Annotated in this window: 25 protein-coding genes and 1 riboswitch; of the genes, 11 read left to right on the top strand and 14 right to left on the bottom strand. The window is 59.5% G+C overall.

All coding sequences use genetic code 11. The annotated features are described in order from the left end of the window. Positions 1-2 precede the first annotated feature (2 nt). From uca to HNQ50_RS06305, 6 genes are all read right to left on the bottom strand, one after another. Positions 3-3,605, bottom strand: a complete 3,603-nt coding sequence (uca, locus tag HNQ50_RS06330; protein ID WP_184098718.1) for an urea carboxylase — start codon at positions 3,603-3,605, stop codon at positions 3-5. A 95-nt stretch (positions 3,606-3,700) separates the two neighbouring features. Continuing rightward, on the bottom strand, positions 3,701-4,381 hold the full coding sequence (locus HNQ50_RS06325; protein WP_184098716.1) for an urea amidolyase associated protein UAAP2: 681 nt from the start codon (positions 4,379-4,381) through the stop codon (positions 3,701-3,703). A 15-nt stretch (positions 4,382-4,396) separates the two neighbouring features. Beyond that, positions 4,397-5,203: an urea amidolyase associated protein UAAP1 gene (locus tag HNQ50_RS06320; protein WP_184098715.1), complete on the bottom strand. Its 807-nt coding sequence runs from the start codon at positions 5,201-5,203 to the stop codon at positions 4,397-4,399. Between the two features lie 14 nt (positions 5,204-5,217). Next, the gene (locus HNQ50_RS06315) at positions 5,218-6,051 is read right to left on the bottom strand and encodes an ABC transporter ATP-binding protein (RefSeq protein ID WP_184098713.1); all 834 of its coding nucleotides are present in this window, start codon (positions 6,049-6,051) and stop codon (positions 5,218-5,220) included. Between the two features lie 6 nt (positions 6,052-6,057). Beyond that, complete coding sequence (locus tag HNQ50_RS06310) at positions 6,058-6,903, bottom strand: ABC transporter permease (protein WP_184098711.1); 846 nt, start codon at positions 6,901-6,903, stop codon at positions 6,058-6,060. A 57-nt stretch (positions 6,904-6,960) separates the two neighbouring features. Next, positions 6,961-7,950 (bottom strand): ABC transporter substrate-binding protein, encoded by a 990-nt coding sequence (locus HNQ50_RS06305; protein WP_184098709.1) that lies wholly within the window; start codon positions 7,948-7,950, stop codon positions 6,961-6,963. Between the two features lie 74 nt (positions 7,951-8,024). Then, positions 8,025-8,184, bottom strand: a riboswitch (guanidine-I (ykkC/yxkD leader). Between the two features lie 265 nt (positions 8,185-8,449). On the opposite strand from HNQ50_RS06305, the gene HNQ50_RS06300 reads away from it, so the two are divergent. Both HNQ50_RS06300 and HNQ50_RS06295 read left to right on the top strand, forming a co-directional pair. Further along, positions 8,450-8,905: a VOC family protein gene (locus HNQ50_RS06300; RefSeq protein WP_184098707.1), complete on the top strand. Its 456-nt coding sequence runs from the start codon at positions 8,450-8,452 to the stop codon at positions 8,903-8,905. A gap of 146 nt (positions 8,906-9,051) precedes the next feature. Continuing rightward, positions 9,052-9,420 (top strand): hypothetical protein, encoded by a 369-nt coding sequence (locus HNQ50_RS06295; protein WP_184098705.1) that lies wholly within the window; start codon positions 9,052-9,054, stop codon positions 9,418-9,420. Here the strand turns inward: HNQ50_RS06295 and HNQ50_RS06290 are convergent. From HNQ50_RS06290 to HNQ50_RS06280, 3 genes are all read right to left on the bottom strand, one after another. Beyond that, a complete protein-coding gene (locus tag HNQ50_RS06290; RefSeq protein ID WP_184098703.1) occupies positions 9,417-9,890 on the bottom strand; it encodes a WbuC family cupin fold metalloprotein in 474 nt (157 codons plus the stop codon). The two genes, HNQ50_RS06295 and HNQ50_RS06290, sit on opposite strands and share 4 nt — an antisense overlap. Before the next feature lie 66 nt (positions 9,891-9,956). After that, positions 9,957-10,898 carry a FecR family protein gene (locus HNQ50_RS06285; protein ID WP_184098701.1) on the bottom strand — a complete coding sequence of 314 codons (942 nt, stop codon included), beginning with the start codon at positions 10,896-10,898 and terminating at the stop codon, positions 9,957-9,959. 148 nt (positions 10,899-11,046) lie between these two features. Further along, entirely contained in the window at positions 11,047-11,376 is a 330-nt protein-coding gene (locus HNQ50_RS06280; RefSeq protein WP_184098699.1) for a DMT family transporter, read from the bottom strand. 179 nt (positions 11,377-11,555) lie between these two features. On the opposite strand from HNQ50_RS06280, the gene HNQ50_RS06275 reads away from it, so the two are divergent. Both HNQ50_RS06275 and HNQ50_RS06270 read left to right on the top strand, forming a co-directional pair. Beyond that, a complete protein-coding gene (locus HNQ50_RS06275) occupies positions 11,556-12,458 on the top strand; it encodes a mechanosensitive ion channel family protein (RefSeq protein ID WP_184098697.1) in 903 nt (300 codons plus the stop codon). 271 nt (positions 12,459-12,729) lie between these two features. Beyond that, positions 12,730-14,523, top strand: a complete 1,794-nt coding sequence (locus HNQ50_RS06270) for a DEAD/DEAH box helicase (protein ID WP_184098695.1) — start codon at positions 12,730-12,732, stop codon at positions 14,521-14,523. Between the two features lie 54 nt (positions 14,524-14,577). Here HNQ50_RS06270 and HNQ50_RS06265 read toward each other — a convergent pair whose 3' ends face one another. Next, positions 14,578-14,904 carry a YkgJ family cysteine cluster protein gene (locus tag HNQ50_RS06265; protein ID WP_184098693.1) on the bottom strand — a complete coding sequence of 109 codons (327 nt, stop codon included), beginning with the start codon at positions 14,902-14,904 and terminating at the stop codon, positions 14,578-14,580. 113 nt (positions 14,905-15,017) lie between these two features. On the opposite strand from HNQ50_RS06265, the gene HNQ50_RS06260 reads away from it, so the two are divergent. The 3 genes from HNQ50_RS06260 to HNQ50_RS06250 all read left to right on the top strand — a co-directional run bounded on the left by HNQ50_RS06260 (position 15,018) and on the right by HNQ50_RS06250 (position 17,250). After that, positions 15,018-15,500 (top strand): GNAT family N-acetyltransferase, encoded by a 483-nt coding sequence (locus HNQ50_RS06260; protein ID WP_184098691.1) that lies wholly within the window; start codon positions 15,018-15,020, stop codon positions 15,498-15,500. Between the two features lie 131 nt (positions 15,501-15,631). Next, a complete protein-coding gene (gene rnk, locus HNQ50_RS06255) occupies positions 15,632-16,024 on the top strand; it encodes a nucleoside diphosphate kinase regulator (protein ID WP_184098689.1) in 393 nt (130 codons plus the stop codon). A 41-nt stretch (positions 16,025-16,065) separates the two neighbouring features. Next, the gene (locus HNQ50_RS06250) at positions 16,066-17,250 is read left to right on the top strand and encodes a DUF2863 family protein (RefSeq protein ID WP_184098687.1); all 1,185 of its coding nucleotides are present in this window, start codon (positions 16,066-16,068) and stop codon (positions 17,248-17,250) included. A 62-nt stretch (positions 17,251-17,312) separates the two neighbouring features. Here the strand turns inward: HNQ50_RS06250 and HNQ50_RS06245 are convergent, their stop codons facing one another. After that, the gene (locus HNQ50_RS06245; RefSeq protein ID WP_308419140.1) at positions 17,313-18,974 is read right to left on the bottom strand and encodes an ABC1 kinase family protein; all 1,662 of its coding nucleotides are present in this window, start codon (positions 18,972-18,974) and stop codon (positions 17,313-17,315) included. Between the two features lie 322 nt (positions 18,975-19,296). Here HNQ50_RS06245 and HNQ50_RS06240 point away from each other — a divergent pair, with 322 nt between their 5' ends. Continuing rightward, entirely contained in the window at positions 19,297-20,190 is an 894-nt protein-coding gene (locus HNQ50_RS06240; RefSeq protein WP_184098683.1) for a C40 family peptidase, read from the top strand. A gap of 82 nt (positions 20,191-20,272) precedes the next feature. Here HNQ50_RS06240 and astA read toward each other — a convergent pair whose 3' ends face one another. Beyond that, complete coding sequence (gene astA, locus HNQ50_RS06235) at positions 20,273-21,289, bottom strand: arginine N-succinyltransferase (protein WP_184098681.1); 1,017 nt, start codon at positions 21,287-21,289, stop codon at positions 20,273-20,275. Positions 21,290-21,542: 253 nt separating this feature from the next. Here astA and HNQ50_RS06230 point away from each other — a divergent pair, with 253 nt between their 5' ends. Then, positions 21,543-21,788, top strand: a complete 246-nt coding sequence (locus HNQ50_RS06230) for a hypothetical protein (RefSeq protein ID WP_184098679.1) — start codon at positions 21,543-21,545, stop codon at positions 21,786-21,788. 10 nt (positions 21,789-21,798) lie between these two features. On the opposite strand, the gene HNQ50_RS06225 is transcribed toward HNQ50_RS06230, so the two are convergent. Then, positions 21,799-22,203: a nuclear transport factor 2 family protein gene (locus HNQ50_RS06225; protein WP_184098678.1), complete on the bottom strand. Its 405-nt coding sequence runs from the start codon at positions 22,201-22,203 to the stop codon at positions 21,799-21,801. Further along, on the bottom strand, positions 22,193-23,716 hold the full coding sequence (locus HNQ50_RS06220) for a DNA recombination protein RmuC (protein ID WP_184098676.1): 1,524 nt from the start codon (positions 23,714-23,716) through the stop codon (positions 22,193-22,195). Before HNQ50_RS06220 ends, HNQ50_RS06225 begins: the two co-directional genes overlap by 11 nt. Before the next feature lie 137 nt (positions 23,717-23,853). Between HNQ50_RS06220 and flgA the strand changes: the two genes are divergently transcribed. Both flgA and HNQ50_RS06210 read left to right on the top strand, forming a co-directional pair. Then, the gene (flgA, locus tag HNQ50_RS06215) at positions 23,854-24,537 is read left to right on the top strand and encodes a flagellar basal body P-ring formation chaperone FlgA (RefSeq protein ID WP_184098674.1); all 684 of its coding nucleotides are present in this window, start codon (positions 23,854-23,856) and stop codon (positions 24,535-24,537) included. An 89-nt stretch (positions 24,538-24,626) separates the two neighbouring features. Next, entirely contained in the window at positions 24,627-25,547 is a 921-nt protein-coding gene (locus tag HNQ50_RS06210) for a bifunctional riboflavin kinase/FAD synthetase (protein ID WP_184098672.1), read from the top strand. The last annotated feature ends 66 nt before the right edge of the window (positions 25,548-25,613 follow it).

Below are 25,613 nucleotides of genomic sequence, written 5' to 3'. Positions count from 1 at the left end.
GGTTACGCGGCGACGGTTTCTTCTGGCTGCAACACCAGCAGATTCTGCCCCGCCGCCACCGCCGTGCCGGACTGGCACAATACTTTGAGCACCCTGCCCGCTGCCGGTGCCGTGATGTTGATCTCCATTTTCATCGATTCAACAATCATGATGACATCGCCCGCCGCCACCAGATCACCCTCCTTGATCGGCACTTGCCAGACGTTGCCAGCTACCTGGCTGGGTACGCCACGCGCGCCTTCGGGCAAGTCGGTGTCTTCTGCCGCGTCTGCGCCAGTAACTTGATCAAGGCTGTAATTATTGGCGCCAGTGGCCTCCCAATGGGCACGCTCGGCGTCAAACGCAGCTTGCTGGGTGGCCTTGAACGCGGCGATGCTGTCGGCGTTGTGCGCCAGAAAGCGGTTGTAATCGCCAAGGCGAAACTCGGTGTGTTCAACCTTGAGTTCAAAACGCCCTTGCAGAAAATCCTCACGCAATTGCAGTAGTTCCTCGGCACTGACCGGGTAAAAGCGGATCTGGTCAAAAAACTGCAGCAACCAAGGTTTGCCGGGGACAAAATCCCGCGTGGTCTTGTGGCGGTTCCACATCTGGATGGTGCGCCCGACAAACTGGTAGCCACCAGGCCCTTCCATGCCGTAAACGCACATATAGGCCCCGCCAATGCCGACCGCATTTTCTGGTGTCCAGGTGCGCGCCGGATTGTATTTGGTGGTCACCAGCCGGTGCCGCGGGTCCAGCGGCGTGGCGACGGGCGCGCCCAGGTACACATCGCCCAGCCCCATCACCAGGTAGCTGGCCTCAAACACAATGCGCTTGACGGCCTCAATGTCCGCCAGACCATTGATGCGACGGATAAATTCGATATTGCTGGGGCACCACGGCGCATCCGGGCGAACCGATTGCATGTATTTTTCGATGGCGAGCCGCGTAGCCGGATCATCCCAACTCAGCGGCAGATGCACGATACGGGATGGCACGGTCATTTCGTCAATCGCCGGCAGTGCCGCCTCTGCCGTTTTGACCTGCAGCAGCAATTGGTCCAGCGGCAAGGCGCGGCTGTCGTAATGAATCTGCAACGAGCGGATGCCCGGCGTCAGATCAATCACGCCCTTGAGTTGCGCCGCTTCAAACCAGTTGTACAGTGCCTGCACCCGGAATCGCAGATTCAGATCCAGCATCAGCGGGCCGTATTCCAGCAACAGGTATTTGTCGCCGGCCTGGCGGCAGACCAGCGCGGGCCGATCTGCCTCGGCCGGCAGGCTCAGTACGACCGGGCTTTCTTCTGCACCGATATCAGTGACATTGGCCGGTGCAGCCAGTTGGTCGATTGCGGCTTCTTGCGCGGCTTCCAGTGCCGCAGCCGTTGCCCGGCTCACCCGCTTGAAGCGCACGGTATTGCCGGGCCGCAACTGCCCCATCTTCCAGAGTTCTGCTTGCACAATCACGGCAGGACAGACAAAGCCGCCCAGGCTGGGGCCGTCCGGACCAAGAATTACCGGCATGTCGCCCGTAAAGTCGATGGCACCAATGGCATAGGCATTGTCATGAATATTGGACGGATGCAGCCCGGCCTCCCCGCCATCCGCGCGGGCCCATTGCGGTTTGGGGCCGACCAGGCGCACGCCGGTGCGGCTGGAGTTGTAGTGGACCTCCCAATCCGTGCCGAAAAACATCTCCACGTCTGCATCGGTAAAGAAGTCCGGCGCGCCGTGCGGGCCGTAGAGGACGGCGATATCCCAGTGGGTTGGATAATGCGGAATGGCCTGTGCGGGCAGTGCGGCGGGCTGGCCTTGGGTGTCGCCCAGATGCAAAACGTCACCCGCACGCAATGTGCGCCCGCCATGACCACCAAACTGGCCCAGGGTAAAGGTGGATTTACTCCCCAGATAGTCCGGCACATCAAAACCCCCCGCGATCGCCAGATAACTGCGGCAACCGCCCCCCTCAATGGCGCCGATCAGCACTTGATCGCCGGCCTTGACCGGGATGGCCTGCCACAGCGGCAGCGTCTGACCGTTAAGCGTGGCGCGCATGGCTGCACCGGTCAGCGCAATGGTGGTGGCACAGTTAAAGCGCAGGGTCGGGCCGGTCACGGTCAGCTCCAGTGCGGCGGCGTGAGCCGCATTGCCGACCAGCTTGTTGGCAAGGCGCATGGCATGGCTATCCATGGGGCCGGACGGCGGCACACCAATGTGCCAATAGCCGGTACGGCCGGGATAATCCTGAATGCTGCTTTGCACCCCGGCCTCAACCACATCAATGGTGCGTGGCGCATAGGCGAACGTGGCAAGAGAACGCGTGATTTGCCGGCCTTCGACAAAGGTGGCACTGGCCAGAATCTGCCGCAGGTAGTCCAGATTGGTTTCAATGCCATCAAGCCGGGTTTGTGCCAGCGCGACTTGCATGCGGGCGAGCGCCCCGGCACGGTCCGTGTCATGGGCAAGCACTTTGGCAAGGAGTGGGTCGTAAAACGCCGGCACTTCCGTACCCTGTTCCACCCAGCTATCCACGCGGGCGTCGGCAGAAAAACACACCTGCGTGAGCAAGCCGGCAGAAGGTTGAAATTGTTTGTTGGCGTCTTCCGCGTACACGCGCACCTGCATGGCCGCGCCGCGCGGCTGATGCACGTAGTCGGCAAAATCCGGGCCTTCGCCGGCAGCGGCTTGCAGCATCCAGGCCACCAGATCAACGCCGGTGACCAGTTCGGTCACGCCGTGTTCTACCTGCAGACGGGTGTTGACCTCCAGGAAATAGAATTCGCCGGTTTGGGTGTCGAACACAAATTCGACCGTGCCGGCCGATTGATAACCCACCGAGGCCACCAGTTGCACGGCGGTGTTGCACAGTCGTGTGCGCTGCGCCTCGCTCAGGTGTGGCGCCGGGGTTTCTTCAATCACCTTCTGGTTGCGGCGCTGGGTAGAGCAATCCCGTTCACCCAGGTGGATCACCTTGCCATCGCTATTGCCGAAGATTTGCACTTCGATATGGCGGGCGTGCTCGACGAATTTCTCCAGGTAAATGCCACCATCTTTGAAGTTGTTCTTTGACAGGCGCTCCACCGTTTGCCAGGCGTCAGCCAGCTGGGCGGCATCCCGGCACAACTGCATGCCGATCCCGCCACCGCCCGCCGTGCTTTTCAGCATGACCGGGTAGCCAATCTGTGTGGCGGCCATCTGGGCGGCGCTGGCGTCGGCCAGCAAGCCCGTACCAGGCAGCAGCGGCACGCCATTTTGCTGAGCCAGTTCCCGCGCGGTGTGCTTGAGACCGAACGCGCGCATATGGTCTGGTTTGGGGCCAATGAAAACAAGGCCGTTGGCCGCGCAGGCCTCGGCAAATGCCGCGTTTTCAGACAAAAAACCATAGCCGGGGTGGATGGCCTGGGCGCCGGTGGTCCTGGCTGCGGCCAGAATGGCGTGGCTCAGCAGGTAGCTTTGAGCGGCGGGAGCCGGGCCGACGCAAACGGCTTCATCCGCCAGCAGCACGTGTTGTGCGTGGCGATCTGCTTCCGAATAGACCGCCACGGAGGCGATACCCAGTTTTTTGAGTGTGCGAATGATGCGGCAGGCAATTTCGCCGCGATTGGCAATCAGGACTTTGGTGAACATGGTGGCGGCCTTGACGGCGTGCGGGTCGTCCCGCGTCTTCCGGGCAGCGCCGGGTCGTCCCGGTGTGCAAAGGGCGTGGCGTGTGTACTGGCGGATCAATCCCAGATCAGCAGGCGGATCGGTGTGGGGTTCCACGCATTGCAGGGATTGTTCAGTTGCGGGCAGTTGGAAATCAGCACCCAGACATCCATCTCGGCGCGCAATTCCACGTATTTACCGGGGGCCGATACGCCATCGTCAAACTTCAGCCCGCCTTCTTCGGTCACCGGCACATTCATGAAGAAATTGATATTGGGCACCAGGTCGCGCTTGGTCAGGCCAATGTCTGCGTGCTGGATGGCCAGCAGGTAGTTATCCCGGCAAGAGTGCATGTATTTCTTTTGCAGCGCGTACCGCACCGTGTTGCTTTCTGCGGCGCAGGCCCCGCCCAGGGTGTCGTGGCGACCGCAGGTATCGGCCACCAGCGTGAGCATGCCGTTGCCATCACTGGAATACAGTGTCGTGCCAGTGGTCAGGTAGATGCCGCCCTGTCGCAGCATGGTTTCCGTGGCGCTGTAGTGTTCGGCCAGATCGTGCTGGTTATAGAACAGCACGTCTGCGGCCTGATTGCCTTCCAGATCCACAATGCGCAGGGTCTGGCCCTGCTTGAGCAAATGCAGCCATGGCGCACCGGCGGGCTGACAGTGATCCAGCGTGGCCTGGGCGGGGTCTAGTGCGCTGTCCTTGAGGCGAATGGCCGCTGCGGTGGCGGTGACTTTGTGATCGATCACGGTCATGACGACTCCTTGGTCTCAAACCAGATATTGCATATCAGCGTTATGCAGAGCGCGGGCATTTTCCGGGCGGAACTGGCGGCAATAGTCATCCGGCTTTGCCGTGCCCGAACGCCAGGCCACCAAACCCGTTTTGGCCGGCGCGTAATGCGGGCGCGGGTCTAGCGGGTGTGGCGCGCTGGAGTACGCAATCAGCGTATCCATATCGAAGCGCAACTCGACGTAATCGCCCGCTTTGCTGTGATGCGGCACAAACACAAAGCGCCCTTGCGGATCAACGACCACTTTGCTGAACAAATTGACCGGGGCAATCAGGTCGCGGCGGCTCAGGCCGTATTTGCCGATTTCAATCAGTAAACCGTCCTTGCCATTGCGGTACATGGCGTTGCGCGCGGCTTCAAAATTGCGTTCGCCATACTTGCGCTGGCAGTTGTCGCTATCTAGCAGCGCGCCCAGCGGATCGTGCCAGCCCAGGGTGTCGGCGGTGATGGAGGCCAGTGAGCGTCCCATGTCGCTCATCAAGACATGGCCGCGCGTGTAGTGTGCGGTGTGCTGGGCCTTGAGCGAATCCGGCATGCTGTAGCGTTCAAGTTTTTCCCGGGCGCTGTACAGCACCAGCGAGAGATTGGCCTCGGCTTCCAGCGCCACAAACCGCAGCGTACTACCGCGCGGCATCACGCCAGACCAATGGGCGCCACCGGGCATGATGTCGGACCACAGCACCGTGTCTGTCGGTAAATCGGCGGCAAAATTGCGCCAGAAGGCCGGGGTATCCACCGGGGTGGACGCGGGTGGGTTGGCGGGAATGAGCGAAAAATCGTTCATGTTCTCTCCTTGTCTCAAGCGCTGATGCCTGAGAGTTTCTGCAATTGTTCCAGATCGGTTTTGACGCCTGCGGTGTCGCGGATACGATCCAGAATCTGCCGTTTGAGGCGGACAAATTCCGGCGCCAGCTTCATGTCCTGGTTGCGTGCAAACGGCAATGGCACGTGATACAGCGTGTCAATGCGACCCGGACGCGGTGCCATCAGCACCACGCGGTCCCCCAGGTAAATGGCCTCTTCCACGTCGTGCGTCACAAAGACGATGGTCACTTTTTCCAGCCGGCGCACGTGGCAAATCAGGTCGTGCATCACTTCGCGGGTTTGCGCATCCAGCGCGCCAAAGGGTTCATCCATCAGCAAGATGCGCGGCTTGCTCATCAGCGCCCGCGCAATGGCGACGCGTTGCTGCATGCCGCCGGAGAGCTGGGCCGGATATTTGCGGGCGGCCGCAGTCAGGCCCATCAGGCTCAGTAATGCATCGGCGCGACCACTGGCGTGTTCGACATCCGCACTGCTGCGGTTTTGCTGGTTCACGGCAAGGCGCCGGCTGAACTTGATGTTGTCCATCACATTGAGCCAGGGATACAGGCTGTAATGCTGGAAGACCATGGCCCGGTCTGCACCGGGTCCATCCACCGGGCGGCCGTTGACCACAATTTGCCCGCTGGTGGGTGTTTCCAGCCCGCCAATCATGCGCAAAAGCGTGGATTTACCGCAGCCGGAGGCCCCCACAAAGGTAATGAATTCGTTGTCGCCAATATTGAGATTGGCGTCTTGCAAGGCCTGGACGGCGTGCGCGCCACGTCCGAACACTTTGTTGACGCTGCGGATTTCAATTTTTTCGGTCATATGCGCTTAGCTCCTGGACAGCCACGGAAACGCCAGTTTGTGCACCAGGCGGAAAATCTGGTCGATAACCAGCCCCATGGCGCCAATCAGCAAAATGCCGCCAAAAATCTTGTCGGTTTGCAAAAAGCGCTGCGCCTTGAGAATGGCAAAGCCGACGCCGGAATTGGCTGCCACCAGTTCTGCCACCACCAGATACGTCCAGGCCCAACCCATGGTGATGCGCAAGGTGTCCAGCAGCGCCGGCTTGGCCGACGGAATAATGACCAGGCGAATGATCTCGCCACGCGTGGCGCCCATGGTCTGGGCGGCTTCGATCTGTGTATCCGGCACGCGACGGACGTCTTCGGCCACCATCAGCACCATCTGGAAAAACGTGCCGATGAAGATCACCGCCACCTTGGCGCCCTCATCGATCCCCACCCACAGCATCACCAGTGGCACAAACGCCACCGCCGGCATGTAGCGGATAAAGTCGGTCAGCGGCTCAAGCAAAGCCTGCACCGGGCGAAACGTGCCTATCAACAACCCCAGCGGCAACGCAACCACCAGAGACAAGGCCCAGCCGGCGCAAACCCGCCATGCGCTGATTGCCATATCGGCGGCCAGATTGTCTTCTGCCCACCATTGACCCAGGCGGACGGCGACTTGTGCCGGGCCTGGCAGAAATACCGGCGAGACCCATTGTGTGGCCGCCAGCGCCCACCAGATCAGCAGTGGCAAAGCCAGTCCGGACAGCGCAATCAATGCGTACTGATGGCGCTCCAGATGGCCGCGGATTGCCCAGAAAGTGCTGCGGGGCCGCCGGTGAGGCGGGCTGGCGACGCCAGTGGGAATACTCTCAGGGGCGGACATGGGCGTTTCCTTTTTGCTTGTCAAACCGGGCGGGCGCGGCTGCGCCCGCCCCGCGCATTACTTCGCAGCTTCCTTGATCAAAGAGCCATCCAGACCTTTGGCAAAGTCCGGCTTGCCATCGACCAGCTTGTTCTCCAGCAAGAATTTATTGATGGTGGGGGCCACGGCGGCCAGCGAGGTCGGACTGGCCGGATTGAACGCGTCCGCATTGTCTTTGGCGGTAAAGAAGCGCGTACCCGGCAAGAACGCCTTGTATTCATCCGGCTTCATGCTGACGACTTTGGCCATGATTTTTGAAGCGTCATCCGGGTGGGCGGCAATCCAGGACTGTGCCTCGTACCACGCCTTGATCATGCCAACGAGGTCTTTGCGCTTGGTCTGGATCGCCTTGTCTTGCGCCACCAACAGGTCGGGAATCAACCCCGGCATGTCTTTGGAGGTAAACAGCGCATGCCCCTTGCCCGAGGTCTGGATGGTGTTCACCCAGGGGTTCCACACCACGGCGGCATCGACGCGCCCCGCCATGAATGCAGCGGCAGCGTCGCCAGCCGCCAGGTTGGTCAGCTTGACGTCCTTGAGCGACATGCCGTGTTTTTCCAGCGCAGTCACCAGCACAAAGTGCGAAATGCTGTACTGCTCCAGCGCGATGGTCTTGCCCTTCAGATCGGCAAAGGTCTTGATCTTGGGGCCGACCATCAAGGCATCGTTACCAAACGAGTTGTCATTGACCAGCACGGCCTTGACCGGCACGCCCTTGGCGAGCGGCGCCATGGTGTCGGACCAGGTTTGCGAGTTGGCATCCAGTTGGCCACTGGATAGTGCGGAGATGGAATCGGTGTAGTTGGCAAACCAGACGAGCTTGACGTCGGCACCATACTTCTTGAAATAGCCGTTTTGTTCAGCGACATACCAGGCAACCCAGCCTGGCCAGTCAGATACACCGACTTTGACCTCGGCACGGGCCAGCGGTGACCAGGCGGACAGCATGACAAAAGAGATGGCGGCAATACGACAGAGGGTACGGCGGACAGCTTGGCGGGCAAACATGGCAAGGCTCCTCTTGGACAATTCGGGCACGAGAGGCGGGCAGACAACGTGTACAAACAACCGTATCTGTCGCGACCTCCCGGGCTTTTGTCCCGCCGTGGAGCCCATGGCCGTCCAGTTTGCCCATGTGTTACATCGGGTTGGCTGATCAGCATTCACCCTGGGGTGAAAGGCCGGAATGCTCTCGGACCAGTAATCATCCCCGTGGGGACCGGAACCCTAGCTTTCCTGAAAGACGATGCGAACACGTCGCACCCCTCGTTGCCCAACTCCTATGCAAAGGGCGTGCCCGGTGGGACCAGATGGCGGATTGCCCGAGAGTATTTGTTTGTATCAATTTGATTTTTATAAATATTTTTATTTCCACCGTTAGATGTCCACAGAAAATCCGCACGGCCCGGGCTGGTGTCAGCTAGCCTGATTTTGGTGCAAACCCTAAAAGGCCGGATGCGTTCTGGTGCAGATGGCCCGGTTCTTTTTCTCTTTCTGGAGTTCAAGCATGAGCACAGTCAAACCCGTTCCGGATGGCATGCAAGCCATTACCCCCTACCTCATCAGCCATAACGCGGCCAACGCAATCGACTTCTACCAACAGGCGTTTGGTGCCACCGAACGCACCCGCATGGCCGACGACAGCGGCAAAATCCGGCACGCGGAACTGGTTATCAATGGCGCCATCATCATGCTGGCGGATGAAAACCCGGACATGGGCGCGCGCAGCCCGGCCAGCGTGGGCGGCTGCCCGATCAGCATCGTGTTGTATGTGCCTGATGTGGATGCCACCGTGGCGCAGGCAGTAGCGCTGGGCGCCCGGATAACGCGAGCCGTGCAAACCCAGTTCTATGGTGACCGATCCGGCTCGGTGGTTGATCCGGATGGCTATGACTGGCACATCTCCACGCACGTAGAAGACGTTTCGGATGAAGAAATACAGCGGCGTATGGCCGCCTTATGAACGGATGACCAACCGGACAAAAAACCTGAATACCCTCAGGCATTTACCCTCTGATCTTCAATATTTACGTTTGATTAGCCGCAACATTTCACAGCGCCTCAGGAGTGCAATCCGGATGATGGAGGCACACCAACAGGAGTGCTTCCATGACGACAGAACTACGTGGCAGCGGTCCCGTGGCAAGGCTCATGGGAATTGCTGTGGTTCGTGCCAAAGGTAATACACCACAATCGCGTTTCAATCTGGCTGCACGCGGGCATACACCCAGCCGGCCAGAGGCGGACGACGCCGAAGAAATGGCACCCACCGCGACGCCAGCGGCCCCTGTGGTCGCCACCCTGCCTGCGGTGGCCGAGGTCTCCACCGCGGCATGGCTACGCCGCCTGAGCATCGAAAAACGCATTGCCCCAGCCGATGCCGAGGCCGACCCCGGCGTGGTTGCGGCAACGCCGGCCAGTGTTTATGGTGCGGCAGCACCCTCGCCCAGCGTCAGCAGCTTTTCGGCCAAAGGCTAGCCGGGGTGGCGATCGCCAATCTCTGCCGTGGCGTACCAGGCGATCAATTCAGCGACGCCTGGCGTGCCTTCTGCCGGCGACCAGGTGGTGTAGTCATCTGCCGCTATCGGCATGTATGGACCGTGCTTCACCTCAAAAATCACCCCACCCTCATCCAGCGACAAGACCGCGTGCCAGGTGCCCGCCGGTGTTTCCAGAATGGCAGTGTCTTCGCCCAGAATGGCGCGATCCACCACAACGCCAGCCTCATCAAAATGCAGCACCAGAAAACGCCCTTGCAGCGGAAACAATAACTCCCAGGTGTGCGGGTGGCGGTGCGGGCGCACGTAAGTGCCCGGCTCCATGGCAATGGCAAGGCGCTGGATCGGGTCGGCCAGTTCCGGGTGCATATTGTGATTGGCGCGCAGGCGTGGCGATGCGGCGGCGCTGGCAGCCAGCAGTGCAAGCTGGTCTCGATCGATTTGCTTCATGGTCTCTCTTGTCCTTTTGGCGGGTCTGCAACATCAAACGGGCCCGCAGGCCCGTTTGATGTTGGCTTATTCCTGATTCTTTTTGTGTCCGCCGCCTTCATGGGCGCGGCGCGGGTATTGTCGAACGGGTGGCAGCGGTTTGCCGGGCTGCCATTTATTGTATTGCGGATGCGTATGCATGGCAGCTTCCGGTGCGCCCTGCTTGCCCTGCGCCTCATGCATGACCCGGCGCGCGGTTTCTTCCGGATGTTGATCCAGGTAGCGTTCCACCTGTTCACGGCCCCGACCCAGCGACTTGGTATTGAGCGTGTAGCCGCCGCGCACCCGTTTGTGGATGCTGTCGAGGACGCCGTTGATCTTTTCCTTGAAATCAAAATTGGCAATGCTGGCCCAGACGCTGTCCTGTTTGGCTTTCATGCGGCGGGGACGCGGTGCGCTGTCGCCGGTAAACATGTCCTGTTTGGGTGAAACATTCACCGCGTTGCCATCCTTGCCGCGAAACGTAGTGCCACCTGTGTGAACCGTGTGGTAGGTACCTGGCGTCAGCCCATCGGCATTGTCGGCCGGCACCACATCCACGTCATAGTCTGTACCACGGATGCCGATGGTGGCCGTGGGTGTGGTGAGCTGGTAGCTATCGTGATTGAGTTTGCCAATGGCACCCGTTACCGAACGCAAGGCGCCTTGCAGCAAAGAGAGCCAGCTGCGGCCGTTTTGCGGGTTATCCGGGTCATACACGTAATCGATGATACGCAGTTTGGCCTTGGGTCGCAGCGTCAGGCTGGCGCCGTCTTCCATTTTCAGGACCACCCAGCTATTGGCGTCCGTCGCAATGACATCGCCTTTGTTGACGTCATCGCCCTTGTGGAGTGCGTCAATCTTGCCGTCGGAATGCGTGGCGGTGACAAGGCCGCCCATGGCTGCAACCTGACCGGATGCGGCCATGGCACTCAATGGCAAGCATGTCAGCAGCGCGGTCAAGAGCCAGCGCAGCAGGCAGGAATTCATGATGGGGCCTCCTCCGGTGATGTCCGGATTTTTGGTTCTGTAAACAGTCTGGCAGAGGTTCTGCCGGCGGTTTGTAACAAGCGGATGCAGCAGATGCCGGACTGTACATGCCGGGCAACTACGGCCTGAGATGCATTCGGGTGGGTACTCAATGAACGCTGGAATGGGAGAACACGTTGATCACAACGACACCAGCCACAATCAGGCCCAGCCCGATTATTGCAGGCATATCCAGTTGTTGCCGATACACGAAATACCCAACCAGTGAGATCAGCACAATGCCAATGCCGGACCAGATGGCGTAAACGATGCCGACGGGAATGCTGCGCAAAGTCAGTGCCAGGCAGTAAAACGCAATGCCGTAGCCCAATACGACAATGATGGATGGCGTCAGTTTTGAAAATCCGTCAGCGGCTTTGAGTGCGGAGGTGGCAATCACTTCGGCGACAATGGCAATAGCCAGCCAGACCCAGTTCATGTACTGCTCCTCTGCGCTGCAAAACCCGGATTGCATCAATTTGGTCTGATATTCGTCAAGCCGCAAGTCTGGCAGCATTTGGCTTGACCATTGCCGCCGGTATGGACTTATGGTTGCAAACGCCCCGGCGCGCCAAGGCGCCCTGCTACAATCCTTCTGTTGCCCCTATCTGCCCACCCATGATCAAAGACCTGCTCTCTACCATTACGGATGTCGCCTTCCTGCGGGATTTGTTTATCTCGCTCGGCCTGATTGTCATCTTGCTGTTTGGGCACGCCATGGTGCGACGCGCCATTTTGAGTCGCTCCAAGTTGCAGCCCGAGGACAAGCGCCGGTTGATGGTGTACTCACGCAATGTGTCGCTGATCCTGTTTGTACTGGGCGCGGTTGTGATCTGGGGGCATGAGATCGAGGCGTTTGCCGTTTCGCTGGTGGCCATCGCAGCGGCGATTGTGATTGGCACCAAAGAAATCATCATGTGCGTGCTCGGCTCCATTTACCGGACAACCAGCCGCGCGTTCGAGGTGGGCGACCGGATTGAAGTCGGGCATATTCGCGGCCGGGTCATTGACATGAACCTCCTGAACACCACGCTGGTCGAGTCTTCTGCCGCGCTCCCCAACAAAGGTACCGTCGGGCGCGGGGTGGTGATTCCCAACTCCATGTTCCTCTCCACGCCGGTCTACAACGAGACCATGCTGGGTGCCTATGTACTGCAAACCATTCATATTGCGCTGAATCGGGGCGAGGACTGGCAAACGGCGGAATCTGCCTTGCTGGAGGCTGGTGCTGCGGTCATTGCGGAATACATGGATGATCTACTCATGCATGTTCGCGAACTGGAACGCAATTACGCGGTCGATACACCGCCAACCGAGCCGCGCGTGCGGATTTCGCTGGATGATCGGGAAGCGTTCAATCTGCACCTGCAATTGCCGGTGCCACTGGGTCAGCGGGCACGTATTGAACAGCGAGTGCTGCGCGAATATCTGCTGGCACTGCCGGCCGTTGCGGCAGGTGTCGCGCCGGGCGCCAGGGATGAATTGCCGTCTGGCATCAAGCCCAGGGTGACACCGCGTTGATACCTGGCGGCCCTTTGCGGGCGATACACGTGCAAAAATGTAGTTTTGTTACCGACAAAATAAGAAAATCCTGTATATTTTGTTGCAGGAACTGAAAAACCCCTATATAGTTTCGCCCTTCGCCTCGGGACTACGTAGTCCCGCTAGAAATTTTCATCGCCCCCTGACCTGTTGCCGCCCTGCGTTCGATTTTTGATTGCGGTTGTCTTTTTGGTTAGGTCGATGCTCGCCGGCCCTTTTGCAGCCGGCCAACCGTAACCAGGAAACAATCATGTCGCACGTAGCCCATGATCCGGCTCAGGATCAGGACACCTCTTTCTCGTCGCTCGGCCTCGCTATTGAAATTGTGCAGGAATTGACTGCACAAGGTCTGCACAGCCCGACTCCCGTTCAAGCCGCCGCCATTCCCGTTTTGCTGGAAGGTCACGATCTGATGGCCTCCGCCCAGACCGGCACCGGCAAGACCGCCGCTTTCTTGTTGCCTGCACTCAACCGTCTGGCCCGTCCGCCCAAGCATCACGGCAAGGGCCCGCGTGTTCTGGTATTGACCCCGACACGTGAACTGGCCGAACAGGTTTCCAAAGTGGCAATGAATTTCAGCCGTCGTATCCCGCGCTGCAAGGTCGTCAGCCTTGTCGGTGGTGTGCCTTACCCGGTACAACACAAGCAACTGGCCCAGCCCGTTGAAATCGTCGTGGCTACCCCAGGTCGCCTGATGGACCTGATGCGCAGTGGTCGTATCGACTTCCGTCGCCTGGAACTGCTGGTGCTGGACGAAGCCGACCGCATGCTGGACATGGGCTTCATTGAAGACATCGAGGCCATCGTGGCCGAACTGCCGGAAGAACGTCAGACCGCCCTGTTCTCTGCCACGCTGTCTGAAACCGTGCAGGAATTTGCCCGCCCGATGCTGCGCGATCCGCGCAAGGTGGAACTGGCACCGCAAGGTCTGCCTACCGCCAACGTCGAGCAATCCGTACACTACGCCGACGGCTACGAGCACAAGCTCAAGCTGACCGCTGCACTGGCTGAAGCCGCTGCCGGCACCCAGTCGATCATCTTTACTGCCACCAAGGCAGATGCTGATGGCATCGCTGACTGGCTGCGTGTCGCCGGCCTGAAGGCGGACGCCATGCACGGTGACTTGCCGCAACGCAGCCGCCGCAAGGTGCTGGACAAACTGCGCCGTGGTGAAATCGATATGCTGGTTGCCACCGACGTGGCTGCCCGTGGTATCGACGTGGCCGGTATTGGCCAGGTGATCAACTTTGATCTGCCGCGCTTCTCTGAAGATTATATCCACCGCATTGGCCGTACCGGCCGTGCTGGCCGCTCCGGCCGGGCTGTTTCGCTGGTGACCCGTAACGATTTCGTGCTGCTGACCCGCATCAAGAAGCGTTATCAAGTCAACTTTGAAACCATGACCCTGGAAGGGCTGGAAGCACGCTTCCAGCCGGGCGCCCGCCGCACTGATGATCGTCGTCCGAATGGTGGCGGTGGCCGCTCTTTTGGTGATCGTCCGCGTCAAGGTGGTGATCGTCAGGGTTACGGCAACCGCGACAGCGCACCGCGCTTCAACAATGAAAATCGCGAACACGCACCGCGTGACAACAGCTACTTCAACGATCGCCGTAACGGCAATCTGGGTGGCAACGGTCAGGAACGCAGCTTTGAAAATCGCCCGCGTCCGGAAGGCGGCTATCGCAACAACCGCGACAGCCAGCCGCGTGAAGGCGGTTTCAATCGTGATGGCGCTCCGCGCGAAAATCGCTTTAACCGCGATGGTGCTCCGCGTGAATTTGCCAACCGCGAAACCGGCAACCGTGAATACGGTCAGCGCGAAGGTGGCTTTAACCGTGATGGCGGCGCCCCGCGTGAAAACCGTGGCGGTTATGCCGGCAAGCGTGAAGGCGGCTTTGGCGAAAAGCGTGAGTTTGGCGGCAATGGTGGTGGCGCCCGTCGTGAAGGTGGCTTTAATCAGCCGCGTCGCGATGATCGCTTCGGTGGCGAAGCCCGCCGCCCGCGTGGTGATGCACCCCGTCGTACCGATCGCTCTGGCGAATAAGCTGGTCTGACATAAAAAACGCCTCCTGCGGGAGGCGTTTTTTATGGGCTGCCGCTAGAAGTCGAGTGGCGGCAAACCATGACGCGCCCGCGCCCGATTGCAGCCGTCACTGAACTGACCCACCTCAGCCAGCGGCGCAAACTCCCGGCATGGATTGGGGCGCTCTCGATACAAACCACAATGCACCGCTTTGCCGATCTCGCCAACAAGCGCAACGCAGCGTGGCCTGGTGTAGTCCGTGCCACGCATGCGGTAAAGCGTACTGGTTTCGCGATCGGCTACGCCGTCAGGCACCAGACCGCCCTCGCTTTCCAGTTCGGACGCATCAAACGTCACGCGAAACGCCGCGCAACATGCGCCACAAGACAAACAGACATTCATTTTCAAAGCAGCACCCGGATTAATCCCGTCAGTTTACCGGCTTGCCCTGACAGCGCGAAGCAGGCAGACTGCCCAACCCCGCCGTCAAACCCTTTGTGATGAACTCGCTGCACTTGCTCACTGTTCGCCCCGTTGTACCAGCCGATCTGCCCGCCATTGATCGCATTCAGCGCCTGTGCTACCAGCCGCATTTTCATGAGCCGCTTGCCACTTTTGCCGCAAGACTGGCGCTGTCTCCGGAATCGAGCTGGCTGGCGGAAAGTGGCGGCAAAGTGCTGGGATACTTCTTCACCCATCCGTGGCGGGGCGATTCGCCGCCGCCGCTGGGCCAGTCCTTGCACCAACTTCCCCCGCGTCCGGACACGCACTTTCTGCACGATCTTGCCGTTGATCCACAGGCACGCGGACGTGGCATAGCGCCGTTGCTGATCCAGGCGGCGCTGACCTGGGGGCGGCAGCGCGGTTTTAAGCAAACACGCCTTGTCGCCGTGGCTGGTGCTGCGCCGTTCTGGCGCAAGTGGGGGTTTCGCGCAGTGTCCGCCGCCCCGCAATATGGTGAGGATGCCGCGCTGATGGCACTGGCAGACAGTCACTGAAGCCAACTATTTACATCCTGGCAAACCCGGCGTCATTTCATCCTATACTCCAGTTCATGCCGTGACCCGATTGCGGCCCCCAAAGCCAGGCGCAAGCCTGGCTTTGTTACTTTCAGACAAGGAGAGTCGAAATGACCCGTCAACCCACCCTGACCATCGCCCGCCCGGATGTGGAGCGCCTGGAAACCCTGATCGCGCGCAGCGACGCTGATTTGTCTGCGCTGGAAAACGAAATCGCCCGCGCCCAGGTGGTCGAGCCTGAGGACATGCCGGCCGACGTCATCGGCATGAACAGCACCGCCCGTTTTATTGACGATGTCACGGGCGCAACACATACGTTTACCCTGGTTTTCCCGCAAGACGCAGACATTGCCGCAGGCCGCATATCCATCCTCGCCCCTGTCGGCAGTGCCTTGCTGGGCTTGTCCGTCGGGCAAACCATAGACTGGCCCGGCCCGGCAGGCCGAACGTTGCAGCTGCGCGTGCTGGCCGTAACGCCACAATCTACGCACAGCGCAAGCTGACGCGCTAAAATCGCGCATTACCTACCCGGGCCCCTATCCGCATGCTCAAGCGCAATCGCACTACCCGTCGTGGCCGCAGTCCGGCAGACGAAGTTGAACTGGTTCGTCTGGCAGAGGGCATGGCCGCATCGACCAGCCAGCTGGAAGACAACTTCTGGCGCCGCCGCTTGCTCGCTCTTGTCGACAAATTGCTGCAAGACCGCGACGAGGACACGCTCACCAGTGCGCTCGACCAACTGGTGGAGGGCGACGCCGAAGCGTATACGCTGCTGGCCGACGCTATTGAGAGTACGTGCGAATCCCTCTCGCTGACGATAGATGGCAAGCCGTGGGACGCCCTGCTCTTTACCGCACCGCTGCTCACCTGGTCGCGCTGGCAGATTGCATCCGGTCAGGTCAGTGCCGATACCGTGCGCAATACCCAGACACAACTGCGTGCGCACGTGTTTGCCCGGCATGCGCTCATCGCCATTGCCGACTTCTTGTTTAGTCCGGATCAATTGCCCCGCGGATTTGTGCCAACACTGGAGTTGCTGCAAGCGCTGGCCCAGGCCGCGCAAGGGAGTGGCACCCTCAAGCTGGACCCGCGCACGCTGCCGGAAACCCGGGCTTTTCTCTCGGATACCCGCTACATCATCGGCGCGGTACTGGTGCCGGCCGGTGAAGCGATTTTTCGCTGGCAGGAAGATGACGGCGATCAGGAAGAGGCGGAAACCCAGTGGCGACGCCAGGGCGGCAGCGTACTGCAGCCGCTGCTGCCCGGTGCAGCGTCGGAAACACTGCTGCCGGGCGCGTATCACGGCACCTGGCGCGAAGCGGACCGTGCCTCGCGCGCTTATGCACTGCGCGCCACGGTGTCGTTCCTGATGCTCACACTCAACGTCACCGCACGTGACCTGCAGGCCGTAATTGGGCCGTTTGCCGGCAAACAGCTGGAAGAATATCGCGTGGGTTTCCTGCGGCGTGGCGACAACAAGGTGATTCAGGGGGTGGTCTGGCCCTTGCTGGACGGTGAAGACGAACACACCGACTGCGTTGCCGAAATCGAGGCCGAACTCAAGGACGTGGGGATCGTCGATATCCACGTGCATGAGCATGATTTTCCGCTCGACTACTGCGATGATTGCGGCTCACCGCTCTACCCGAACCCAGAGGGTGAGGTCTTGCACGCAGAGCCGCCGGAAGAAGACGAAACACAGAGCGAAACACCACGGCATTTGCACTAAGGCAAGATGTCCCCAATAAAAAACGGCCCATGCGGCCGTTTTTTATTGTCGCCACCAAACGGCTACTGCTCTTCCTTGCCCGATACCCAGATCGAGAAAATCAGCCAGAGCGTATTGAAAAACGCGATCGCAAAACCCAGAAAGCCAAACGCGGGTAGACCAAACAGCATGGGGCCCGCTTTGACGGTGATCACAATGGAAGAACCAATGATCAAACAGCCTGTCACAATGCCCATGGTCAGGCGGTTGGCGCTTTTGGCCAGTTGCGTACCAAACCGATCCAGCCGCTTTAGATCCAGATCAACCCGGAAGTTACCACGCCGCGCCTGACGCACCAGTTTGGCCACATCACGCGGCAGCCCGGTGATGACGTCAAACGCATCGGCCAGCCCCTCTTTGGAGCGTTTGTACAGCGCCTGGGGTTTGTAGCGATCGACCAGCACCTTGCGCACAAACGGCGTAAGTTGCTCGATCATCTGGAAATCCGGATTAAGCTGACGCCCCAATCCTTCCAGTGTAATCAACGCTTTGAACAGCAAGGTAAGATCGGCCGGCAAAGTGATTTCATGCTCGCGCATGATCACCGCAACCTCACTTAACAAGGTGCCAATCTGGATATCCTTGAGCGGCAGGTTCTCGTAATTGAAGATAAAACCGGCGATATCAGCCGCCAGCAGTTCTTCGTCAACCACCGTGTCACCCGTCCACTCCATCAAGACATCCATGATGCCGTGTTCGTCCCGGCGCGCGAGTGCGGCCAGCAAATCGACAATCTGGTCCCGCCGCTGGTGCGGCAAGCGGCCAACCATGCCGAAATCCAGAAATGCAATACGGTTACCGGGTAGGTATTTGACGTTGCCCGGGTGCGGATCGGCATGAAAATAGCCGTCAATCAGCACCATTTTCAAAACGGCGTCGGCACCTCGCGCGGCCAGCAGTTTGCGGTCATACCCACCCTCTTCCAGTGCAACCAGGTCGTTGCCAGCCAGACCGCCAATCCAGGTTTGTACGTTCAGGAATTCGTTGGTGTATTCCCAATGAATGCGCGGGATTTCAATTTCTTCATGATCGGCAAAGTTCTGGGCAAAACGCTCCAGATTGCGCGCCTCTGCGGCCAGACTGAGTTCGCGCCGCAGGGATTTGGCAAACTCATCGACGATCTTGACCGGCTGATAGCGGCGGGATTCCGGAAATTCAAACTCCATCAAAGACGCGATCTGCCGCAGGATGCGCAAATCCGAGTCTATCTTGGAGACAATACCAGGACGCCGGATCTTGAGTACCACGTCCTCACCGGTCACCAGACGGGCGCGATGCACCTGGGCAATCGAGGCAGAACCGACAGGCAGCGGGTCCAGTTCCAGAAAAATCTCATGCGGATCACGCCCCAGAATCAGCGTCAGTTCCGGCAGGAGTTCCTCAAAGGGAACGGGGGGCACATGAGATTGCAGCTTTTCAAATTCAGCGATCCAGTCTGGCGTGAACACGTCCACCCGCGTTGCCAGCACCTGACCCAGCTTGATAAACGTGGGTCCCAATTCTTCCAGGGCGCGCCGCACCCGCACCGGCGGATCAAGCTCTTCAATGCCGTGGTCGCCGGGCAAGCGCAACAAATCACCGGCGCGCTCCAGACCCTTGGCCAGGCCCAGACGTTGCACGAGGTTGCCCAGTCCGTGGTGCATCAGTACCGAAATGATCTCCCGCACGCGCGGCAGGTCGCGCATGACGGTGAATGTTTCCTTGAGCATGCTGGATTATATTTCCCACGATATTGGCGATGCACCGTGCAAGATAACCCATTTCTGCTGCGGAATCTGTGTCAGCCCGCAGCTTTGTTTACTCGCATGTAATATTTATGGCGCAGTGGAACCATTATGGGGCAATGGTCTCGAAAGGCGTTCCCCCTGTATTTTCTGGCTGCTTTTTCAGTGACCCACCTTTCTTTGTCAACCCCGTGTGAGGCTGCTGCAAACGTTCCCGGCAGCCTTGGCTTGCGGTGCAATTCCCGCTTTACAGCATCCGGACACCCCGTTACAGTTTGCCCCCATGAAATGTGAACGGCTGATTCTTGCCCTCGTGTTGGGCTTTACGTTTTACGGGGCGCAGGCAGACGACCTTCCCGGCACCGGTGCGGCCTCTGAGCCCGCGTCGTCCGGCTGGCTGGGTGGCGGCAAAAGCAGCAAGGCTGCCAGGCCCGCCGACAAGGCAGCGGCGGACAAAAGCAGCACCCCGGATAAAACATCTGTAGCGGACAGTGGCGGCAACGAGCCCAACCCGGTCCAACCCGCGCAGCAGCTCTTGCTGCAGGCCATGAGCCTGATCGGGGTCAAATACAAATGGGGTGGCAAAACCCCTGAGTCTGGCCTGGATTGCAGCGGGTTTGTGCGTTACGTATTCCAGAACTCTCTCAATATCACCCTGCCGCACAATGCGCTCGCAATGAGCCAATCGGGCAAGGATATTGATCGCACCGAACTCAAACCCGGTGACCTCGTGTTCTTCAATACGCTGCGCCGCAGGTTCTCCCACGTGGGTATTTATCTGGGCGACAATCGCTTTGTGCATTCGCCGCGTACCGGGCGTGACATTGAAGTGGCCAATATGAATGAGTCGTACTGGACCACCCGCTTCGATGGCGCCCGCCGGGTAGCCGACATGAGTGGTGAAGCGCCGACGCTGGCCAGCCTGCTGGCCGTGGCTGGCACATCGCGCAGCAGCAATCAGGCCGAGTCTTCTGCCGCAGCAGGCATTGAGCCGCAAGCGGGTGGTGGCAGTTGCCGCAAGGTCACGCGCGGCAAAGGCAAGCACAAGCACGTTGAAACCGTCTGCGGCAAACCCAAAGAGGGCAAGGCTACGACGGCAACCGCCAAGGCTGGCAAGACAGGCAACAAAGCCGTCAGCAAAAAACCCGTGCGCAGCACCAGGAAAAAAGCGAACTAAGCTTTACACCCTGGCGTACACCCGCAAAAAAAAGCCCGCATTGTGCGGGCTTTTTGCTTGAACCATTCGCCTCAACGACGTTTCACGGGGCAAGGCGCACCGCACGCACGCTGTCGCCATCTGCGATTTCAAGGCGCTGCAGCACATCTGCGGTGAGCGGCAGACTGCCTTCCAGTGGATGAGTCATGGCCAGCGCGCAGCGAAAATCGGCCAGTTTGCGATTACTGACCAGCCAGGATTCGCCCCCTTCCGGGGTGGCGTTGACGCTGAGCGACTTGAACAGTTGGCTGTCGCGCACCGCCCGAACATCGGTCAGAGCACACTCAAGGCTGGGGCCTGCGTCAAAAATATCGACATAACCACGATATCGAAACCCTTCCGCCTCCAGCAATTTGCGCGCCGGGCGCGTGGCCGGATGAACCTCCGCCACCGCCGCCTGCGCCTCCTCAGACAGCAGGCAGGTATAGATTGGGTAGCTCGGCATCAACTCGGCAATAAACGATTTGTTGCCCACATAAGAGAGAAAATCTGCGCGGGCAAAGTCCATCTTGAAGAAATGCCGCCCCAGACTTTCCCAAAACGGCGACCGGCCGGTTTCATCCGAAACGCCGCGCATTTCGGCAATCACACGCTCGGCAAAGCGGTGTGGAAACTCTGCCATGAACAGGAAACGGGATTTGGACAACAACGCGCCATTGCCATTACCCCGGTGTTCCGGCAGCAAAAACAACGAACACAGCTCGGACGAGCCGGTCAGGTCCGAGCTCAGAAACAGGGTGGTCAGTTGCTTGTAGATATCCAGTTCGCGCGAGGTATGTACCGTCAGCCCTACCCGATAGTTGTACCAGGTATCATGCATGCCCACGGCAGACTCAATGCCGGACGTGCCCACCAGTTGCCCGGTGGTTTCATCCTCCAGGGCAAAGAAATAACTGGCGTCGCCAAGGCGTGGCTCACCAGCTACGGCGGCCATGCTGGCGGCAATGCGCGACTGCAGACGCTCCGCGTTGGGCTGCAAGGTGGTGACACCAACACCGGCCTTGTTGGCCAGTTCAAACAGGCGGTGAAAGTCACTGTGCCGCAAAAAGCGGATGCGCATGGTTTTTCCTTTGGGTCCGTCATCGGGCACGGCGGATTGCCGCCCCGTCTGGCATGATTGCCGGCTTGTGGCCGTTGACGCAGATGCGGTCGTTTAGACCAAATGCAAGACAGTCACCGTGTCGGCACTTGGACTGCCGCGCCGCAAACTGCAACAATTGTCGCGGCAAAATTTGCCTTCCCCAGCTTTTATTGTCAAAACGTTATCCAAACGGTCCGACTTGCCACTCTTCATGCCGCACTTGATTCCGGTTTTGACCATCCTGTTTATGGTCGGTGCCCTTGCCTGCCTCCTGGTCTATCGATCAAGCCGTCAGCGCCTGCCGGGCAAGGCGGCCTATGCATTGCGCCACAGCCGCCATTTCAAGGGAGGCATGTTGTGCTGCCACCTCTGCGGCGAGACCGATATCGGCATTGATGAAAAGCGCAGCGCAGCCAGTTACAAGGTATATGCCTGCCGCCGCTGCACAACGGCCTTGTGGCGGGATAAGGCGGGTTGACGCAAGTCAGTCAACTGAGCGCTTCCACCCACTGCGCGCGGTTGGCCGGTGCATCATAAGGTTCTGGCCAGTATTCGCGCAGTTTGCTGATTTTTGCGGCGGTTACGGTAAAGAAGGAAATGGCCCGGGCCACCTGCACTCCATCCGTCACCGATACATCCGTGACCACCTGTTCCGGGCTGGCCACCAACTGGTTGAGCGTAAATTGCCAGGGTCCGTGGGCCGGGTATTCACGGTTTAACCCGGCAAAATGGGCCTGCCCGCGAATCAGTTCATTCGTTTGCGGCCACTCCACCACAAAATCATCACTCAACACGGTGCCCACGGCGTCAAAGTCATTGGTCTGCATCAAGCGCCAGAATTCGCGCACGACGGCCTCTGCACCACCTGTCACCTGATGATTGTCATTCCTCATCTTGCAGGGCTTCCTGCAAGTGCGGCAACGCGGCCGCTGTGGTTGCGGGCGGCTGCTCCAGCAGCGGCTCATCAAGCCGAACCTGTTCGATCTCTTCAAAGCGGCGGGAGATTTTCTCGCTGGTAATGGCCACATTCTGCGCGTCTTCGTGCGCCTGGCGGATGTGGGTTGCCAGCTTTTTCATGCGATCGTCAAAGCGCGTAAATTCTGTACCCAGCCGGCCCAGGGCTTCCTTGATGATGTGGACCTGTTTGCGGGTTTCCACATCCTTGATGACCGCGCGGGCCGTATTGAGTACCGCCATCAGCGTGGTGGGCGAGACAATCCACACGCGCTGTTTCATGGCGTGGTTCACCAACTCGGCGTGATACGCGTGGATTTCGGCAAAGACCGCCTCGGCCGGGACAAACATGACGGCGCCATCGGCGGTTTCGTTCGGAATAATGTATTTGGCGCTGATATCGTCGATATGTTTTTTGATGTCGGCCCGGAATGCCCGTTGTGCGGCGGTGCGGTCTTCGCCGGCCTCAAACATGCGGTGATAGTTTTCCAGCGGAAACTTGGCGTCCACCGCCACCAACCCCGTGGGTTCCGGCAGCTTGAGCAAGCAATCTACCCGGGTGCCGTTTGAGAGGGTGGATTGCATCTCGTAGACCTGTGGCGGCAGCACATTGCGCACCAGGCTTTCCAGTTGCACTTCGCCAAACGCGCCGCGGGAGCGTTTGTCGCCCAGCAACTCTTGCAGGCTGACCACATTGGTGGTCAGGCCGTCGATCTTCTTCTGTGCTTCATCAATGGTTGCGAGTCGCGCCATCACATTGGCGAAGGTTTCATTGGTTTTCTTGAAGCCTTCGTCCAGCCGCTCACTCACCTTGCCGGAAATCTCTGCCAGGCGCTGGTCTGCGGTCTGCGTCAATTGCGCGACGGATTGGGTCAGTTGTGTGCTGGTGAGCGCCAGTGCTTCACGCAGTTGATCCATTTCACGTCTGGATTGCTCGGCCAGCATTTGCGCCAGCTTCACCAGCACTTCTTCGCGCAGCGTGTCCTGCTTGGATTGCAAGGACTCAGAGATCTCTGCCAACTGACGCATGATCTGTTCGCGAGACTCGCCCTGCGCCGTGGTCAAGGCCAGGCGCAGCGTAGAAAGGGACTCAGTCTGGGTGATTTGCAGTCGTTCCAGCGCACTGCGGGTCTGGTTCAGCTCGGTGGAAACACCGGCACGTAACCGGTCAAAGGCTTCGCCCATATTGCTGCGTAGTTGCTCGCCAGAGCGGGTGATGGCGGTATTAAGCAGGCTGGCGTGCTGGGTCAGTGCGGTATGTGTGGTTTCTGCTTGCCGGGCCAGACCGGCATGAAACTGGTTCAGAATCTCGCGCTGGCTGGCATGCAGTTCAGAGGCCAGTGCTTCAACAACTTGCTCTTGTATCCGGGCCAGTTGCTGTAGCCGGAAAACAACCAGAACACCGGCGAGCAAGGCCACCAGTGTTGTTACGCCAAACAGTAGATCGATCATTACTTGAATTACCCATTTGATTGCCAGAACCTGACTCACCGCCAAAATCCAGGGCAGTGAGCGGATTGTAGGCAAGTGCGGGGGCCTTCACCAGCCAGAGCGGACACACGCCGTATGTCGCACGCTATAATCGGCGGATGCGCTCCCTACTGTTTATCCTCTGTGCTCTCACCGCATTGCCTTCGCTGGCCGCCGGACAGGTTGACCTGGCCACCATTCAGCGAACCGCCGGCTCCTGGCTTGATCAGCAGTTGTCCCAGTATCAGGGGCAAAGCAGTTACACCTTTGGCAAGCTGGATAACCGCCTGCGGCTGGACTCTTGCAACGCCATGGATGTCAAAGCCGCGCCCGGTTACCGCCTGGCGGGCAACAGCATGTTGCGGGTGACCTGCGTTGATGGTGCAACATGGGCGATCAATCTGCCGGTCAAGATCAGCGTGCAAGCCACCTACTACGTGGCCGCCAAGCCGCTGGCGGCGGGCCATGAACTGGCCGAGGGCGATCTGGCTCCCCAGCAAGGCGATCTGGGACAGTTGCAAGGCAGCGTCGTGCTGGACCCCTCCATCGCACTGGGGCGCACGCTCACCACTGCCGTAGCCGCTGGCGCGGCAGTGCGCTCTGAAATGCTGCGGGCACCGATTGTGATCCAGCAAGGCCAAAAGGTGCGTGTACTGATCCGCGTGGGCGAGATCGAAGTCAGCAACGACGGTTTCGCCATGAACAACGCCAGCGAAGGCCAGAACGTGCGCGTGCGCGTCGGCACATCAACCATTGTGCAAGGCATTGCCCGTGCCGATGGTGCTGTTCTGGTGACCGAATAAACCCGTTCGCACCCTCCTGAACCGGCCCGTCCTGACAAAAGGGCCGCCAGGCGTTAAAATTGTCCGTTTTGAATGTCTTGCTGCGACCAATGCGCATAATCCGTGGCGTCCACGCCGCCGCCCTTCCCCCGACCGCTCTGACTATCGGCAATTTCGATGGGCTGCATCTCGGCCATCGCGCCATGCTGGCCGAATTGCGCCAGGAAGCGGCACATCGCGGGCTGGCGAGCGCTTTGCTCACGTTTGAGCCGCATCCGCGTGAGCTATTTACGCCAGAAACCGCCCCGACGCGGCTGACCAGCCTGCGGGAAAAGCTGGAGATCATCGCTGCAGAGGGCCTGGACTACGTCATCTTGCAGCGTTTTGACCGGGCCTTTGCCGGCATTGAGGCGGCGGCGTTCCGGGATGACATCATTGCCAGGCAGTTGAATGCGCAATTTTTGCTGATCGGTCACGATTTCCGCTTTGGCAAGCAGCGCACTGGTGACTTTGGATTACTGCAGCAAAACCCGGCGTTGACGGTGCGTTCCATTGAACCCGTCATGCTGGATGGTCAGCGCATTTCTTCCACGGCCGTGCGTGAGGCGCTGGCCGGTGGCGATATGGCGCTGGCGGCACAGTTGCTGGGCCGGCCTTACTCGATCTCCGGCCGGGTGGTTGGTGGTGACAAGCTGGGGCGTGAACTGGGTTTTCCGACCGCCAACATCCGCATCCGCCACAATCGTCCGCCCACCATGGGCATTTTTGTGGTCGAGATCGAAGGGCTGGAGCGTACTTATCAAGGTGTTGCCAGCCTTGGCGTGCGGCCCACCGTAAAGGGTGCCGGGGCGGCGCCAGTGCTTGAAGTCTTCATTTTCGATTTCAAACGCCAGATTTATGGCGAACATTTGCGCGTCAACTTTCTTGCCAAATTACGCGACGAACTCAAATTTAACGGTCTGGAAGCGCTGGTCGCCCAGATTCATCAGGATTGCGACGATGCGCGCGCCTGGTTTGCCACCCACCGTTGAGGCTGGCGCCGGCAACCCCATGTATACAAACTGACCCAGACAGACCAAACCGATTCAACCAGATAC

The sequence above is a fragment of the Silvimonas terrae genome (assembly GCF_014202765.1).
Taxonomy (GTDB): domain Bacteria; phylum Pseudomonadota; class Gammaproteobacteria; order Burkholderiales; family Chitinibacteraceae; genus Silvimonas; species Silvimonas terrae.
The sequence above is the reverse complement of the archived record's forward strand: the minus strand, read 5'-3'. Positions and strand labels throughout refer to the sequence as shown.